This is a genomic window from Dyadobacter sp. CY261 (genome assembly GCF_021440085.1).
GTDB lineage: Bacteria > Bacteroidota > Bacteroidia > Cytophagales > Spirosomataceae > Dyadobacter.
This window is the reverse complement of sequence record NZ_JAKCPW010000008.1, coordinates 325,701-341,684: the sequence shown is the minus strand read 5'-3', so window position 1 is coordinate 341,684 and position 15,984 is coordinate 325,701. Positions and strand designations below refer to the sequence as shown.

Sequence of the window (15,984 nt, the reverse complement as noted above, 5' to 3'; positions counted from 1 at the left end):
TACGTTGATGTGCCTGGCATAACTTTGTTAATGCACGCATGTACAGTCATTGTCAGGGAATTACGTTTTCTGGCAATTGTTGTTTTTAGCCTATTGCTTTTCGGCTGACCATGGAGTGGAGGTAGACTGCGCACAGACTTTCACATGAGTGATTTAATGTAGGAACAGACAATGGTCGGCGGTCCATGGTCAAAAACACAGAACATGCTAAAAAATTACCTCAAAGTCGCCCTCCGGAATATCTGGAAGAACAAGGTTTTTTCGGCGATCAATATTGTTGGGTTGGCGGTCAGTATGGCCGCCTGCATTGTGATCATGCTGTTCGTTTTCTATGAGCGCAGCTTCGACGGGCTGCATTCCAAAAACATTTATCGTCTCGACGAGGTGCAGAAGTTCGAAGGAATGGTCGCTCCGCAGAAAGTGGCGCTCTCGATGTTCCCAATGGGGCCGACGTTAGAAGAAGAGTTTCCCGAAATCCGTCAGTTTGTAAGAATAAATACCACGGGAAAATTACCGGTGCATTACCGTGAGCAAAGGGTCGAGCTATCACAGGCGTTCCTGACCGATTCTAATTTTTTCAAGCTTTTTGATTACCCAATTATTGAAGGGGAGAAAGACAGGGTGCTGAAAGAACCGAATAGCGTCGTCCTGTCCGAGAAAAGCGCCAAAAGTATCTTTGGTAATGTCGACCCTATTGGCAAAACCATCAACCATTTCGGGAACGACACGCTTACATTGAAAGTAACAGGTATTATGAAGGATGTACAGACAAACTCGCATTTGCAGTTTGATGCCCTGATTTCCTTCAATACGATAGCCAAACCTGATTTCATGAAAAACTGGGGTGGCAACTGGCTTGTCACTTACCTGGAACTGGCTCCCGGTACAGACGTGGCGAAGATGGAAAAGAAATTCCCAGGTTTCCTCAAAAAACACATGAAAGAGGGCGGCTGGAAGTTTTATGAGCTGTTTTTGCAGCCCTTGGCCGAGGTTCACGCGCAATCCGTCGACATAACTCACGATTATATCAATTACCAGAAATTCGATAAGCGGTATACCTACGTTTTCTCGATCATCGCGGCGATCGTGCTCATTATTGCCTGTGTAAATTTCATGAACCTATCGACAGCCAGATCAACGGGCCGGGCGAAAGAAGTAGGGATAAGGAAATCGATCGGGGCGCAGCGTTTTCAGTTGGCCGGGCAATTTATAGGTGAATCGGTGTTGCTGGCCTTGTTTTCGTTGGTGCTGGCCATTGCTATTGTGAAACTGGTGATGCCCGCTGTGGCGAATTTCAGTCAGCGACGGCTCGAATTTTCGATCTTTCAGCATCCGGGCTTGCTACTTGTGATATTGTCGGTTACTGTCTTCGTCGGAATGCTTTCGGGTTTGTACCCGGCGGCATTTTTAAGCGCTTTCGAACCCGTGAAGGTTTTGAAAGGGACTATTCGGGTTGGCAAAAGCAATTTTCGGAATGCATTGGTCGTGGCTCAATTTACCAGTGCCGTTTTTCTGATCATTGCCACCGGGTTCGCGGTGAAGCAGCTGCAATATATGGTCAATAAAAACCCTGGCTTCGACAAGGAACAGGTGGTGGTCATACCGTTAAATTCGAAATCTGATACGAAATATGCTGCACTGAAACAGGAATTGCTGACAAACTCTTCTATCGAAGCAGTTACCGGCTCACAACAACGGCTTGGCAACAACCTGCATCAAACCGGCGTGTCATTCCAGGGAACCGCTGCAAAACGGGAGCTGACATCCTCACAGGTGGTCGTCGACCCGGATTATTTGAAGTTATATAAGATCAAACTTCTGGCCGGCCGCAATTTCACACACGAGGCTGGTGACAATGCTAAAACCTATATAATCAACGAGTCGCTTGCCAAGGAACTATTAAAGGGCGAGCCGACGCTGACAATGGAGACATTGATTGGTAAGCGGTTCGGTTTTTCAGGAATGGATTCGCTTTCGACCATTGTGGGCGTGACAGAGGATTTTAACTTCAATTCTCTGCACCACAAAGTAGAAACACTTTGCATTTTCAACCAGAAAGACTGGTCATACTCCGAAATGTCGGTCCGAATCAAAGGCGGCAGTACGCAACAGGCGCTTGCGGCCATCCAGGCGACGTGGAACAAACTTGTGCCCGACCAGCCATTTACCTATTCATTCCTCGACGAGCATTTTGCTGAAATGTACCGCGCCGATAGTCAGGTAAGCGAAATTGTGGGCATCCTGGCCGGATTGGCAATTTTCGTATCCTGTCTGGGGCTGTTCGGGCTGGCGTCGTATTCTGCGGAGCGGAGGATCAAGGAAATAGGGGTGCGGAAAGTAATGGGCGCTTCGGTGGCGGGTATCGTGGCCCTGCTTTCAAGGGATTTCCTCCAACTCGTGCTCATCTCCATCCTGATTGCCTCGCCTATTGCCTGGTGGGCGGTGAGGGCGTGGCTCAATGACTTTGCATACCGTATTGATATCGAATGGTGGATGTTCCTTTTCGCCGGTGCGCTGGCGGTGCTGGTAGCATTGTTCACGATCAGTTTTCAGAGTATTAAGGCGGCTTTGATGAATCCGGTAAAGAGTCTTAGGGCGGAGTGAGATTTTGTCGACCGCTGACGGCCGACCGCTGACGGAGTGTCGACCACAGATGATAGACGATGGACGACGAACGATAGACCATGGACCATAGACCATGGCGACAAAGTCAAATGGTCCATGGTCGATCGTCTATGGTCAAAAGAAGTTCTCAAAAAACAAAACACCATGCTAACAAATTACCTAAAAATTGCTCAACGCAACCTACTAAGGCATAAAGCCTTTTCGTTTATCAATATTCTCGGTTTGACGATTGGGCTGACGTGCTGTTTTCTGATTATGGTATTCGTACGCCATGAGGTGAGTTATGACACCTTTCATGCGAAATATGACCGCATTTACAGGCTTAATTATATGCCCAAATTCGCGGGCTATTCTATTTACTTCGGGCTCACGCCTGCGGTTGCGTCCCCGCTGCTTCCCGATTATTTTTCGGAGGTTGAAAAGTCGGCCAGGGTGTATCGAAGCAATGCGACTATTGAAATAAAAGGTACTCAAAGCCCACGTCCGGTCAAATTCGATGAGGATCATTTCTTTTTTGCGGATTCGTCTCTGCTTGGTATTTTCTCTTTCAACTTTATTGAAGGCGATCCTAAAACGGCGTTGAAACAAAAATATTCCCTGATTATCACCGATGAGATTGCGCGCAAATATTTCGGTAATGCCAATGCCCTGGGCAGAACCGTAACCTATGAAGGGAAGCATGCGCTGACCATTACGGGCGTCGTGAAGGCATTTCCGGATAATTCGCATATAAGGATAGATCTGCTGTCGGACTATCAGACCATGTTTGCGACCGAAAGTGAGCTGGTGCGGACCAATCTTCCGCAGAACTGGGTAATCACGCACTCGGCCACTTACGTTCTGCTACGGCAAGGAAAGACCGCTGATGCGGTCAATGCCCGCTTACCGAAATTTCTGGCAACCCATGCCGATGCACAAATTGCAAAGGACATCGAATATCGATTGCAGCCGCTGAGCGATATTCATTTTAATGCGGAAGTGGAAGGTAATCCCGAGCCTACCGGCAGCACGACTTACGTGTACGTCTTCCTGGGCATTGGCATAATGACTTTGCTCATAGCCTGCATTAACTTCATCAATCTCTCGACCGCGCGCTCGCTACAACGTGCGCGTGAGGTAGGCATACGCAAGACGTTAGGAAGCGAGAAGATACAGATTGTCGCTCAGTTTCTGGGCGAATCGCTGTTGCTGAGTGGTATTGCGCTGGTTTTCGCAGTAATTTTAATTGCATTGCTTTTCCCGGTGCTCAATGCACTCACAAACAAAAACCTTTCGTGGGAATACCTGCTGGCTAATCCTGTTTTGCTGGTTGTATTCTGCTTGGTGGCGATTGTCGCCGGGTTACTGTCAGGTAGTTATCCGGCGTTTTTTGTGGCGCGTTTTCAGCCTATTGCTACGTTGAAGGGCAGTTTTGTAAGTGGAAAAGCGAGAGGCGGAGCGATCAGGCAGGTGCTGCTGGGCTTTCAGTTTATCGCTTCGATTGTCCTGATCATCGGGGCCATGGTGGCATTCCGGCAGCTTCGGTTCCTGATGGACCAGCCAATGGGGTTCAACAAGGATTATATTATTACGGCCGATATCCGTAACGATAAGATCACGAATGTGTTCGCTGCCCGGAATGATAGCGCCTACCAAAGACTGAAAACATTTCGCGAGGCGCTCATGCACCATGCAGGTGTGGAAGACGTCACTTTTGCAACCCAGCGAATGGCGACTGGCGCCGTACGCCGTAACATTGTTCCCGAAGGCAAAACGCAGGATGCCAATCTCTTCATTGGTACGATTGGTATTGATTTCAATTTTGTAAAAACATATGGACTCAAACTCGCGATGGGCAGGGAATTGTCGGAGCAATATTCGACTGACAAGTCCTCAGGGTTCCTAATCAATGAGACCGGTGTCAAAATGCTGGGTTGGAAGTCGAACGCCGAGGCATTGAACAAAGGCATTAACCTCGAAGGTAAGCAGGGGCGGATCGTCGGTATTCTGAAGGATTTCCACGGCCAGTCGCTCCAAAACCCGATCGAGGGGATGGTGTTTCACATTGAACAGCCACTTTTTACCCAGATATCTGTCAAACTTTCGCCTACCGCAATGGATAAGACGCTGGCATTTGTAGGGCAGGAGTGGGATAAATATTTTCCCGAAAAGGGCTTCGACTATCAGTTTCTCGACCAGAGCATTGCAGATGCATATGCGAGCGAACAACGTCTCAGCAAGCTGATCACCTACTTTGCAGGCCTTGCTGTGTTAATATCCTGCCTGGGCCTTTACGGCCTCGTCTCGATCGTTACCCAGCAGCGGACCAAGGAAATAGGGATCCGGAAAGTACTGGGAGCTTCGGTCAGGAGCATTGTACAGCTATTGTCGCGTGATTTTGTGGTGCTGGTGGGTATTGCGCTGATCATCGCCAGCCCGCTAGCCTGGTACGCAATGGATAAATGGCTGGAAAACTTTGCATTTAAAACTAATATCACCTGGTGGATCTTTGGGCTGGCAGGTGTAGTAACAGTAGGAGTTACATTGTTGACCGTCAGCTTCCAAAGTATAAAAGCCGCCTTGACAAACCCGGTAAGGAGCTTGCGGGCGGAGTAGGGCCTTCGGCATGAGCATGGACTATGGACCATGATTTGCAGTAGGTAAGGTAAAGTAAAGTAAACGCGGTCGGCGGTCAAAAAGAAAAACAACAACCAAAACAGTAAGAATGCATAGAATTTTAACCAGATAATCCCATGAGCCACATTGCCATTCCCATCCCACCGCTTCAAGGCAAGCAGGAGATCAAAGTAGAAGTAACGATCAACGGAATCAAGCAGAACCTGTTTTATAGGGTCGAGCTTTTTTATTGGGAGGATTGTACTAATCCGGTCGCGCACCGCGCCGATTGCATCAGCGAAATGCTGGCGCATCATGATCCGGAATGGACGGTCTATTATATAGGGGCTCCGACTGACGAATTCGTGCCGATCACCTTTGTGAAAAAAGAAAGCAGAAGCCTGTTACGTGAGGCAATAGCCTGAATAGATCCGGTGTAGCAGTTTGAAATGCAATATGCCCGCCGCCGTTTTTCAGAACCAGAACCGGTCGGAACCTTCCACCGGTTTCCATTTGCTTTTCGGTTCAAAATGGTTCCAGATGATCTCGGATACCTTGCGGATCAGTACATAACCCTCATTTTGTTTCTGCCACGTTTGGTCCTGCTGGTTTTTGGTGGCAATGCAGAATACATAGTCGCCATGCGGCGCGTGCACAACCAGCACTTCCGATTTTGCCTGGTTCACCGCTCCGCTTTTAGCAGCTATTTTGACATTCGACGGAATCTGCGAAATCGCTTCCCCGTCCCAAAACTGCATACCTAAATAGCGGTACATGCGCTCACTTACCGATGCATTGATCGCTTTTCCATTGCGGATCATGGCTACCAGCTCCGCCATTTCGCGTGGTGTGGTCTGGCCCCAGCCGTAGCGCGCCTGGAATTCCTTTCGTCCCGGCGTACGGGAATTGACGCGGATGTTGGCAAAGCCATTCTTTTCAAGCCATTGGTTAATTGTCGCTCCGCCACCAGCCATGGCTTGCAACCACAAGCTGCCGGTGTTATCACTTTGGGAGATCATCAGGTGCACCACTTTTGGCAATGCGATCTTCGTGCTGTCGCGGAATGAACCAACGATTCCGTTATCGTATTTCAGCGAATCGCGGTAAATAAGCTCCTGATCAAACTTAACTTCTCCTTTATCGATCTTATCAAAAATCCCACACATGATCGGCACCTTGATCATGCTGGCTGTGGGATAGAGGCTGTCGGCATTCACGGTCGCAACGCGGTCCGTTTTCAGGTTACGGACATAAACGCCTACCTGCCCGTGGAAACCTGCAAGCGCGGCTTCGAGCTTGGCGGTCAGTTTTTTATCAATAGTAGTATTGCCAATTGCGCCGGGCTGGGCGTGCAGCTGTTGGCCAAGAAGTACACATAGCAAGAGAATAAAGCGTCTGATCATAGGGGGATTAGTTATGGGCTGTTGTGGTTCCTTTGACTTTTCTGGCTTTTTCGTTGCTGAAAAGCAATTTCCCCCAATATTCGGGATAGTGCATATTGATAATGCCTTGCGGCGACCACACCCAGTTGTATTCGGGGATAGTCTTACCCGTTTCGGCATTCCTTTTGCGGCTGTAACGCCCGTCTTCTCCGATCTCATGCTGCCAGTTTACCCGCGAGAAATTGATCCGCCATTCGGAGCCGTCTTTTGGAAGAAGCGGTTTTACGTTTTCCGTAGATAGGGACTCAAAGGGAATGGCGATTTCCAGGATCCAGCTTTTGTCTTGATCGTTTGCGTTATTGACGGTTCCATCAACAGTTACTGCGGATTTTAGGCCTTTGATATCCCATTTGAGCTGCGCCCGGCCGCCCTTGCGGTAAGGTTTTGGTAAAAACAGGTCGAATGTATTGTTGATAGCGTTGATCTCGAGTTCGTAATAATTATCGGTGTCCCCGTCGGGATCGATAAACACTTCGAAATCATTTTCCAGATATACAATCTGATCTTTTTTGTCCTGATAGGCCCAGATGTGTTCTTCTTCGATTTGGGCTGCGATATAAAGATACTGGTCGTCCCAGAGCATCTTCACGCGCGTATCCTGCAAAGGCAAAGGTTTTTTGTCACCCTCAATATCCACGAAAGTCGATGTCCAGGCGGCTTTCTTCCATGCCTGTTCATTCATGCGCCCGTCAATGGAAATAGCTTTGTCTGTCCGGTAACAAGTGTACGTTTTGGGTTCGACCCGGCCGGATTCTGCCTGACGAGGCCCGGCCGAATTTTGGGCGTGTACGCCGGCGGTTATCATACATGCCAGCACAACGAGAATGAGAGGGCGTCGCGAAAAGGTGTCATTTTTACCGACTAAATTAAAATTTTTCAAGATGAGTAAAGGGAGTAGTGCAAAAGGGGTCAATTTACCACTGCTTTTCATTGTTTCAAAAGGTCACTTGCCTTGTTTTCGTTGCTTAGCAATGTTTCAAAAAGCTTCCATCGCTTGTCCGGATAGGCTGCTGTCCCACCTTGCGATTCGATGTACTTCTTGACAATGTCCTGTCCATAATTATAGTTGATGACATAGCTCCGGTACTTCCTGATAAACCTTAGGTAATCGGAGGCGCCTTTGTCGGGTAAGAGACAATAGTCGGTAAGCCAGCGTTTTGCTTCCTGTTCGCTCATGCCGCGGTCGAGCAGGCCGCGCGCTACCTCGTTGCGGGCATAATTCAAAGCCGACCGGATCGCGAGAACTTCGAAATAGACATTGCTGAGCGTCGTATCAAGCCCCGCCAGCGGCATAAGCACGTTTTTGCAAAATTCCTTTTGCTCATTACCTGGGAAGGCGATCGATATGCCATAGTTGGCACTTCCTTCTGCGATCAGCGACTGCGGACTGAATAGCGGGTACAGTGAAATCTCCGTCCAGCCCTTATCGCGGTAGAGGTTCTTTTCAAGCAAAGCATTATAAACGTGATGCCCGGGATAACCCTCGTGGCACGCCAGGTCTATCGCCCGTTCGATATAAATGGGCTGGCTTACGTTGATCTGGATAATGCTCTTGTAATTGCCTTTGTACCAGTTATATCCCGACCAAGGTTTGTCATGGACGTATTCGAGCTTAAAATTCTCTCCGGGAGGAAGCGTATAATGGGTAAGCGTACGTTTGCGGGCCTCGGCAATAGCTGTTCTGAATACTGTGTCGATTTTGTTCTGCGGGATTACAAATTGGCTAGCCAACTGCTGATAACGTTCCGGAACAGGCCCTTTACCAGGAAGCAAACCATCGAGCCGTGCGATAAGGTCCTGGAAATGTTTTTCATCGTAAACCGGGGCTACGGCATCAAACAGCTCTTTGGATTCTGAGTCGAATGGCACTAATGTGCCGGAAAAAACATGGATGCGCCTTTCAAAGGCAGTCAATTGGGCACTGAGCCACACGGCACGGCGTGCGAGCGTATCGTTGGTCCCGTCTGCGGGAAACTCGGAAAGAGACCTTTTTAGGCCTGCAATATCTTTCAGGAACTTTTCTTTCGGGAACCGGGAGGAATCTGTTATCGAAGGCCTTAGCGAATCGGGGCCATAATATGCATCCACAAAATCGCTGTCGAAGCGGCCAATGGAAAGGCCGAGTGTGACATATTCCCGCGCAATGCTGTCCAATCTGCCAGCGTTGCCGACGGGCTTATCGTGAGAGCCGCAGGAAAGCGCGATAGCCATAGTTAGGGCGGTGAGGTATTTTTTTAGCATCATTGAAACATGTGTTAGGTAACCAAGTTTGGGGACCATACAATTGGGACTGCCGAAAGCTACGCAGCGACGCTCCCCAATTCGAGCTTAAAATACACAGTTAATCCGAAATCAGTATTGGAACAGAAATAATAAACAGCGATCCCAATTATTGGGATATCCACTGATAAAACAGGAAAAGATGAGCAGAATAGCAATCCGTTACCGTGAAAAGGACCTTTTAGCTCAGCTAAGGAATAATAACCGTAATGCTTTTGAGTATTTGTACAATCACTATTCGGCCGCCTTATTCGGTGTAATCCTCAAAATCGTGAAAGATGAAGACAAAGCTGCGGATGTATTACAGGATAGCTTTCTGAAGATCTGGCGCGGCATGGCTTCTTACTCGTCGGAAAGAGGAACCCTCTTTACATGGATGCTGAACATCGCACGAAATACTGCTATAGACACCTTGCGCGTGGACGCCAAAACCGCAGGTAAAATTATTCGATTGGATGCGATAGTGGAACCCGAAGTCGGAGTTGCTGATGGCTGGCCACGTCATGCGCTGGATATGGACGTGCGGTCATGGGTCGCACGCTTGTTGCCTGAGAGACGCGTGCCGATCGAGCTCGTCTATTTTCAGGGTTATACTCATGAAGAAGTGGCCGAAAAGCTGTCGGTGCCGCTCGGCACCATAAAATCACGTATCAGAAAAGGCTTGCAGGAGCTTCGTTGCGTGTTTTCTACACCTGAATTGCAACTCAAAATTGCCTAAAATCCTATTTTACGTTTTAATGGATTTTGTAAAAATAACTCGCGAGTTATTTTGCAAAATGCCGCCGCTTTGACCTAAAAGTCGGGAGTAAGACCCAGCCTTGCCTTATTTTCTATTGTCTGATGGGTGTAATTTCTAGATTTATTTGCAATCATCTACCTAGAAATCCGAATAGTATATAGCTAAACTCTTCTAAGACAGGAATAAAATGATTGTATTTTATTCGCAGTCGATATAAATCTTGTAGAACCCGACACTTTCCTGAAAAAAAATTTTGTCGAAATTCTTCAGTGAAAGTTTATTGTTATCCACAGAATCGCATGTTGACGACAAATGCCGTTTGGTAGGCGAAAACGTATTTTAGTCCTCAATATTGCTCCATTGGCTTGTTTTGCATGTAGAAGTTTTACTTAATGAGCCGTCACCATTGCGACTAAACTATGATTTTGTGGTTAACGATACTGACGGTACGGTATGTACGTGGAAACCTGGATTGTCGCCAGTTTTCGCGATTCTGTCATTTGCTTTTATGTAACCGTTACCTCAGTAGAGCGGTAAACCGGCATTGTATTATATTTAAAAAATGACATTATTAGTTTTATACAATTCTTAATCAGTTTGAAATAAGCGTTAAAAGTAATTTTTAATAAAAATGCCATTTTGATCTAAAATATGGCCTTTTTGTTATAGAAATATTTCTAGAATTTATATTAGAACTAATTTACAAAATGACATATATCTAATTTCAGTGCAGTTGTAATATAAAAAAAGTACTATTTTTAGATGATCTAATTTTTACCTTTGTAACGTACAATTTGTCGACAAGCCACAGTAGCTAATCAATTACAAATCAAATACGTTATGAAAAATTTTACGTTCCTATTTACCTTATTACTCTTGAGCCTGGGCTTCGCCTTCCAGGCTAGCGCAACCGGCAGCGATTGTGGCTGCGACGGCAATAAGCTCACAAATCCCAGTTTCGAAACCGCTCATCAGGGCTCCACTGCGGGATGGACTAAATTGAATAACGACACACCTTTCACCACCGACAATAAATATAATATGTGCGGTGAATACAACGGTCTGCTCGGCGATGGTACAAAAAAGGACGCTGCGATATGGCAGGAATTCGCCCTGACTGCCGGAAGTCAGGTTGACCTGAAAGTTTATGGTGGCACACACAATAACGAATACAAGCACCAGTTCAAACTCATCTTTTACAACTCCAGCGACGTCCAAATCAGTGAAGAGGTCGTGACTATGAATTATGAAGTAGGTAACGGGAGCTCTTTGCAAAAATATACCAAGAGCGCTGTTGCGCCTGCCAATGCTGTAAAAGTGCGTTTCGAGATTTTCTCTTCGGGTAACTATTTCAAGATCGACGGCGCTTGCCTCATTATCACACCGCCAGTTGATTGCAACTGTGTTAATTCCACCACATTGATCAAAAACGCCAGCTTCGAGAATTCGAACTTCGGCGATTGGTCAGTTGTAAGTATCAATAATCTCAAATTTACGCAGGACGATGCTTATGAAATGTGTGGTTCGCACAACGGGCTGCTGCAAAACAAAGGTTACATTTATCAGGATGTTGCATTGGTTGCCGGATCGCAGGTTCAGGTGAGCGCTTACGGCGGTACACACGACAAAAACGAAGTACACAATTTCAAACTGACATTCATTGATGGTGCAGGGAATTCTGTGGGTGAGGTCGTGACCGATATGGACTACCAGGTGACCGACAGCAAACTGAAACAATTTTTTGTATCAGGGGCGGCTCCCGCCGGATCTGTCAAAGTTCGGTTCTCTGTGTATTCAGGGGGCAACTGGTTCAAAGTGGATGCGATCTGTTTGACCGTAACACAGCCAGTAACTTGTCAGGAATGTACCGGTAATAAGCTGGTGAATCATAGCTTCGAAAATGGTACTGACAACTGGAATGCAACAGGTTCATTGAGCGTTGACCAGAAATATGCGGTTTGTGGTGAGAAGGGTGCCAAACTTGACGGCCAAGGCAAATTCTGGCAGGATGTGGAAGTGTTAACTACTTACGGTACCCAGGTAACCCTTACAATTTTTGGAGCATTCAGCAGCGCTAACAGCCAAAAGTTCCAGTTGCTTTTCCTCGACGAAATGCAAACAGAAATCGGATCAGCTACTACGGACGTTACGAAATTAATCACAACTAACCCCTGGGGACTGGTAAAATATACTGTGACCGGAACATTCCCGCCGAAGACCAAATATGTCCGTGTGATCGGTTCTTCGAATGGCGGCAATTTCTTTGCCGACAATGCCTGTCTTACCTTCTCTGGCCCGCCATTGCCGGTAACGTTGTCGTCATTCTCTGCGAAAAAAGAGGGAGGAACGGCTCAGCTGGCTTGGACTACGACCTCGGAAAGCAACTCGGCATACTTCGAAATACAACACAGCCAGGATGGTAAGAGCTGGATTGCACTTGACAGACTAGAGGCGAAAGGTGAAAGCAAAGATCTCGAAACATACACCTATACGCACACTAATCCATTTGCCGTGAACCTGTACCGTCTGAAAATGGTGGATCTGGATGAAACATTCGCTTTCAGCATGATCAAGAGCCTCAGCTTCGATGGCCAGGAGCAGATGAATGTTTATCCGAACCCGACCGTTGACCGTATTAAACTGAGCAGCAATCAGCAGATCACGAACGTGAAGGTATTCAGCCAGACCGGCGCGCTCGTACTGAATACCGTACCTGACTCGGCCAGCGAAGTAGATCTGACCAAATTGGCTCAGGGAACCTACTATGTAAAAATCAACAATGGTCCTTTAATGCGTAAAATCCTGGTCGTGCGCTAAGCTTTCTGAGTAGCCGGATAGGTAAAAAACCAAGCCCTTCGTCCATAGTTTCGGAACGAAGGGCTTGGTTTTTGCATTAATTTTAACTTTCGTAAACAAAAGGTTAACCGGAACAGGCTTGGCAACGACTATCGATCATCAAATCAGAAATTCAGAAAACAAACTTGACTATAATGGCCCCCTGACGCGTGATGCTTTTGGAAGTGATTTTAAATGGGGTGTGGCGACAGCCGCATACCAGATCGAGGGAGCTGTTCATGAGGATGGGCGAACTGATTGTGTCTGGGATGTTTTTGCCAGAAAAAAGGGAAGGATCCGCAACAATGACGACGCACGCCATGCATGTGATTTTTATCATCGCTACGAGCAGGACCTGGACCTGGTAAAAGAGCTTGGTTTCGAACAATTCCGGTTTTCGCTTTCATGGTCGAGGATATTGCCGGGTGGTTATGGCAAGGTAAATCAGGCCGGTATCGATTTTTACAATAAGCTCATCGACAAATGCATTGTCCTCGGTATCGAGCCGTGGATTACGCTGTACCATTGGGATTTGCCGCAAGCGCTGGAAAAGAGCGGGGGATGGAAGAACAGGCGCATTGTAGAATGGTTTGCGGAGTACGCTGCTGTATGCGCCCACGCATTTGGCGACCGTGTGAAGCACTGGATCGTGCTGAACGAGCCGATGGCGGTGGCTGGGCTTGGTTATACCACCGGAGAACATGCGCCTGGGAACAAGGGTATCCATAATTTTTTGCCGGTGGTGCATCACCTTGCATTGAGCCAGGCAGAAGGAGGGCGGGTATTGCGCAAAATATTACCGGAGGCACGAATCGGGAATGCGATTTCCTGTTCCTATGTGTATCCAAATAGTCAAAGCGCAGCGGACGTCAGGGCCGCCCGCCGGGCCGATGCGCTTATGAACCGGCTTTTTATAGAGCCGGCGCTCGGTTTAGGATATCCGAAAGACGCATTTCCTTTTTTGGCAAATATCAAAAGATTCATGCGGGAGGGCGATCGCGAACGATTGAAATTTGATTTCGATTTTTGGGGATTGCAAAACTATTTCAGTGTGGTGGTGCAGCATTCGTACCTGGCGCCTGTCATGTGGCTGAAAGAGGTCCCCGCAACTTTAAGAAATGTGCCGACGACGAGCCTCGGGTGGGAGATCAATCCTATTGGCATGTATGAAATATTGAAACAGTTTCAACGGTATAAGGGCGTACGTGAACTGGTTATTTCGGAAAATGGTGCGGCGTTCAAAGATATCCTGAAAGGCGAGAAAGTGGAGGATCCGCGTCGGCAAGCCTATTACCAGGACTATCTGGCGGCGGTTTTGAGAGCCAGGAATGACGGTGTTAATATTACCGGTTATTTTGCGTGGACCTTGTTGGATAATTTTGAATGGGCACACGGCTATTCTGCACGGTTTGGCCTGGTGTTTGTGGATTTCAAAACGCAGGAACGAACCGTGAAGGCGTCGGGGAGATGGTTTGCCGGATTCCTTAAAAAGGAAGAAATGTAATTTTACTTCCAACTATTTCGGAAAAGGGAGTGTCTAACCGTCACATAAACCCCTATAACCATGAAAGTTCTGATTGTCTTATTCGGTTTACTGGCCTGGGTAAGCTGCCATGACGAAAGCAACGATATCAATGAGCAAATTTATGAGGTCGACGCTACGTGGACCAATATGCTTGCCACCGATGGTTGTTCGTGGCACTTTAGTATCACTTCAAAAGACAGTACAGTTTCTTTCGTGCCGAGTGAAGAATCCCGTTCGAAAATAGAAAAGGAACTGGGTAAAATTGAGGAATATTACAGTTTCACCGATGTTCGCCTTAAATACAGCCTAACCGGCAGCAAAGGGACAGTACCCTGCGGTTGGGGTCACACGGCAACATACGATGAGATCAAAGTCATTGAAATTCACAAAAAATAACTCAGAGGTTCAATATCTTCTTAGCCTCTTTTTCTGAATAATAAGGACTCAACTCCGCTTCATCAATAATCTCCTGCACCTGCTCATCCGTGGCAGGTGTAGTTTCTTTAGACCGGCTTTCGGGTTGTTCTTCCTCAAATACGATCGTTCCTTTCCGCTGCAGGTTTTGGAGGATGTCAGATACCAACTTTTCCTCTGATTCGCGGACGGCTTTTACCCGATATGTTTTCATAATCATGATTGGTTTGATATTCGGGATTGCAAAAACCGTACCGGACGTCCCTGTCTCTTTATAAGAAAATCACGTTCTAATGTCCGCTGTGTTCGCTTGTGAACAGAGTGAACGCGGTATGTATCTGATTTTTAGGTATTTAATTTGTGGATTTGTTTTTGTGTTGAGAATGCATGACCGCCATGCAACTTTACTGCTGGCTTTGACATCATTGCAGAAACAAATCGAGAAATCCCATGAAAATTAAACAACTACTTACTTTCGTTCTGTCGGTGTTGGCATTCGTGAACGCAACGGCGCAGGGCGACGACAAACCTTACGTCACCAAAAACTTTAATGGCTCATCCCTGAAAGAATTGCAGGTGGAAACTTCCGGAGGTTCTATTTCTGTCCTGGGCGGGCAATCGGGTGGTTTTACAGTAGAAATGTATGTTCGTAGTAATGGCTGGAATGGCAATAAAGAACTATCGAAGGAAGAAATCGAAGACCGACTGGAAGATTACGATATCCTGATTGGTACCGAGGGCAACAAGGTGATCGCAACGGCCAAACGGAAAAACAATCTCCAATGGAATGAAAAACGCAATATATCTCTTTCCTTTAAAGTAACGGCACCGCGCAATGTGGCTACCAGCCTTAAGACCAGCGGCGGAAGCATCAAAATTGCTTCATTGACAGGCGAGCAGAACTTCTCCACCAGCGGCGGAAGCCTCAAAATTGATGACCTGGATGGCGCCATTCACGGACGTACTTCGGGAGGAAGCATCGATGTGGCGCATTGCAGTAAGGATATCAATCTGCATACCAGTGGCGGCAGCATCAAGGCCCTGGAGTTGAAAGGCAGGATCGAACTGAAAACTTCCGGAGGAAGCATCGAATTAAACAAACTGAGCGGCGATGTCGTAGCGCATACGAGCGGAGGAAGTATTCGTGGCGAAGGTGTGGATGGGACGCTCGATGCAGGTACCTCGGGCGGTTCGGTACGGTTGGCTGATGTTTCAGGCAGTGTTCGTGCGAATACCAGTGCGGGCAGCATCGAGCTCGAACTGAAATCCCTTGGCAAATATGTAGATCTTTCAACATCAGCGGGCAGTGTCCGCGTTACAATGCCGCTCGATAAAGGTGTTGACCTTAACCTGAGAGGAAACAAAGTATCTATCCCGCTCAAAAACTTCGATGGCTCCGCAGAAAAAGACCGGGTACAAGGCAAAATGAACGGCGGCGGCATTCCGGTAACATTATCGGCCAATGCGGGCGGCGTTTATGTGAATCAGTAACTATATTTTATTTGCCAGATGAGCAGGCGGCTGAACCG

At 47.3% G+C, this 15,984-nt stretch carries 12 protein-coding genes; 8 read left to right on the top strand and 4 right to left on the bottom strand.

Annotated elements, in window-relative coordinates:
- The first annotated feature begins 204 nt into the window (after positions 1–204).
- The 3 genes from LZD49_RS22860 to LZD49_RS22850 all read left to right on the top strand — a co-directional run bounded on the left by LZD49_RS22860 (position 205) and on the right by LZD49_RS22850 (position 5,645).
- On the top strand, positions 205–2,604 hold the full coding sequence (locus LZD49_RS22860) for an ABC transporter permease (RefSeq protein WP_234669989.1): 2,400 nt from the start codon (positions 205–207) through the stop codon (positions 2,602–2,604).
- A gap of 165 nt (positions 2,605–2,769) precedes the next feature.
- Complete coding sequence (locus LZD49_RS22855; RefSeq protein ID WP_234669988.1) at positions 2,770–5,220, top strand: ABC transporter permease; 2,451 nt, start codon at positions 2,770–2,772, stop codon at positions 5,218–5,220.
- A gap of 137 nt (positions 5,221–5,357) precedes the next feature.
- Positions 5,358–5,645 (top strand): hypothetical protein, encoded by a 288-nt coding sequence (locus tag LZD49_RS22850; protein ID WP_234669987.1) that lies wholly within the window; start codon positions 5,358–5,360, stop codon positions 5,643–5,645.
- A gap of 48 nt (positions 5,646–5,693) precedes the next feature.
- Here LZD49_RS22850 and LZD49_RS22845 read toward each other — a convergent pair whose 3' ends face one another.
- The 3 genes from LZD49_RS22845 to LZD49_RS22835 form a co-directional block, all read right to left on the bottom strand.
- Positions 5,694–6,623, bottom strand: coding sequence for a serine hydrolase (locus LZD49_RS22845; protein ID WP_234669986.1), 930 nt, complete (start codon positions 6,621–6,623; stop codon positions 5,694–5,696).
- A gap of 7 nt (positions 6,624–6,630) precedes the next feature.
- The gene (locus LZD49_RS22840) at positions 6,631–7,344 is read right to left on the bottom strand and encodes a carbohydrate-binding family 9-like protein (protein ID WP_234669985.1); all 714 of its coding nucleotides are present in this window, start codon (positions 7,342–7,344) and stop codon (positions 6,631–6,633) included.
- A 245-nt stretch (positions 7,345–7,589) separates the two neighbouring features.
- Positions 7,590–8,906: a hypothetical protein gene (locus tag LZD49_RS22835; RefSeq protein ID WP_234669984.1), complete on the bottom strand. Its 1,317-nt coding sequence runs from the start codon at positions 8,904–8,906 to the stop codon at positions 7,590–7,592.
- Positions 8,907–9,084: 178 nt separating this feature from the next.
- On the opposite strand from LZD49_RS22835, the gene LZD49_RS22830 reads away from it, so the two are divergent.
- From LZD49_RS22830 to LZD49_RS22815, 4 genes are all read left to right on the top strand, one after another.
- Positions 9,085–9,660 (top strand): RNA polymerase sigma factor, encoded by a 576-nt coding sequence (locus LZD49_RS22830; protein WP_234669983.1) that lies wholly within the window; start codon positions 9,085–9,087, stop codon positions 9,658–9,660.
- An 861-nt stretch (positions 9,661–10,521) separates the two neighbouring features.
- Positions 10,522–12,498, top strand: a complete 1,977-nt coding sequence (locus LZD49_RS22825) for a T9SS type A sorting domain-containing protein (protein ID WP_234669982.1) — start codon at positions 10,522–10,524, stop codon at positions 12,496–12,498.
- A 118-nt stretch (positions 12,499–12,616) separates the two neighbouring features.
- Positions 12,617–14,020, top strand: coding sequence for a GH1 family beta-glucosidase (locus LZD49_RS22820; RefSeq protein ID WP_234669981.1), 1,404 nt, complete (start codon positions 12,617–12,619; stop codon positions 14,018–14,020).
- Positions 14,021–14,080: 60 nt separating this feature from the next.
- Positions 14,081–14,437 carry a hypothetical protein gene (locus LZD49_RS22815; protein ID WP_234669980.1) on the top strand — a complete coding sequence of 119 codons (357 nt, stop codon included), beginning with the start codon at positions 14,081–14,083 and terminating at the stop codon, positions 14,435–14,437.
- A gap of 1 nt (position 14,438) precedes the next feature.
- Here LZD49_RS22815 and LZD49_RS22810 read toward each other — a convergent pair whose 3' ends face one another.
- Positions 14,439–14,669, bottom strand: a complete 231-nt coding sequence (locus LZD49_RS22810) for a hypothetical protein (protein ID WP_234669979.1) — start codon at positions 14,667–14,669, stop codon at positions 14,439–14,441.
- A gap of 236 nt (positions 14,670–14,905) precedes the next feature.
- Here LZD49_RS22810 and LZD49_RS22805 point away from each other — a divergent pair, with 236 nt between their 5' ends.
- Positions 14,906–15,946: a hypothetical protein gene (locus LZD49_RS22805; protein ID WP_234669978.1), complete on the top strand. Its 1,041-nt coding sequence runs from the start codon at positions 14,906–14,908 to the stop codon at positions 15,944–15,946.
- Positions 15,947–15,984: the final 38 nt, after the last annotated feature.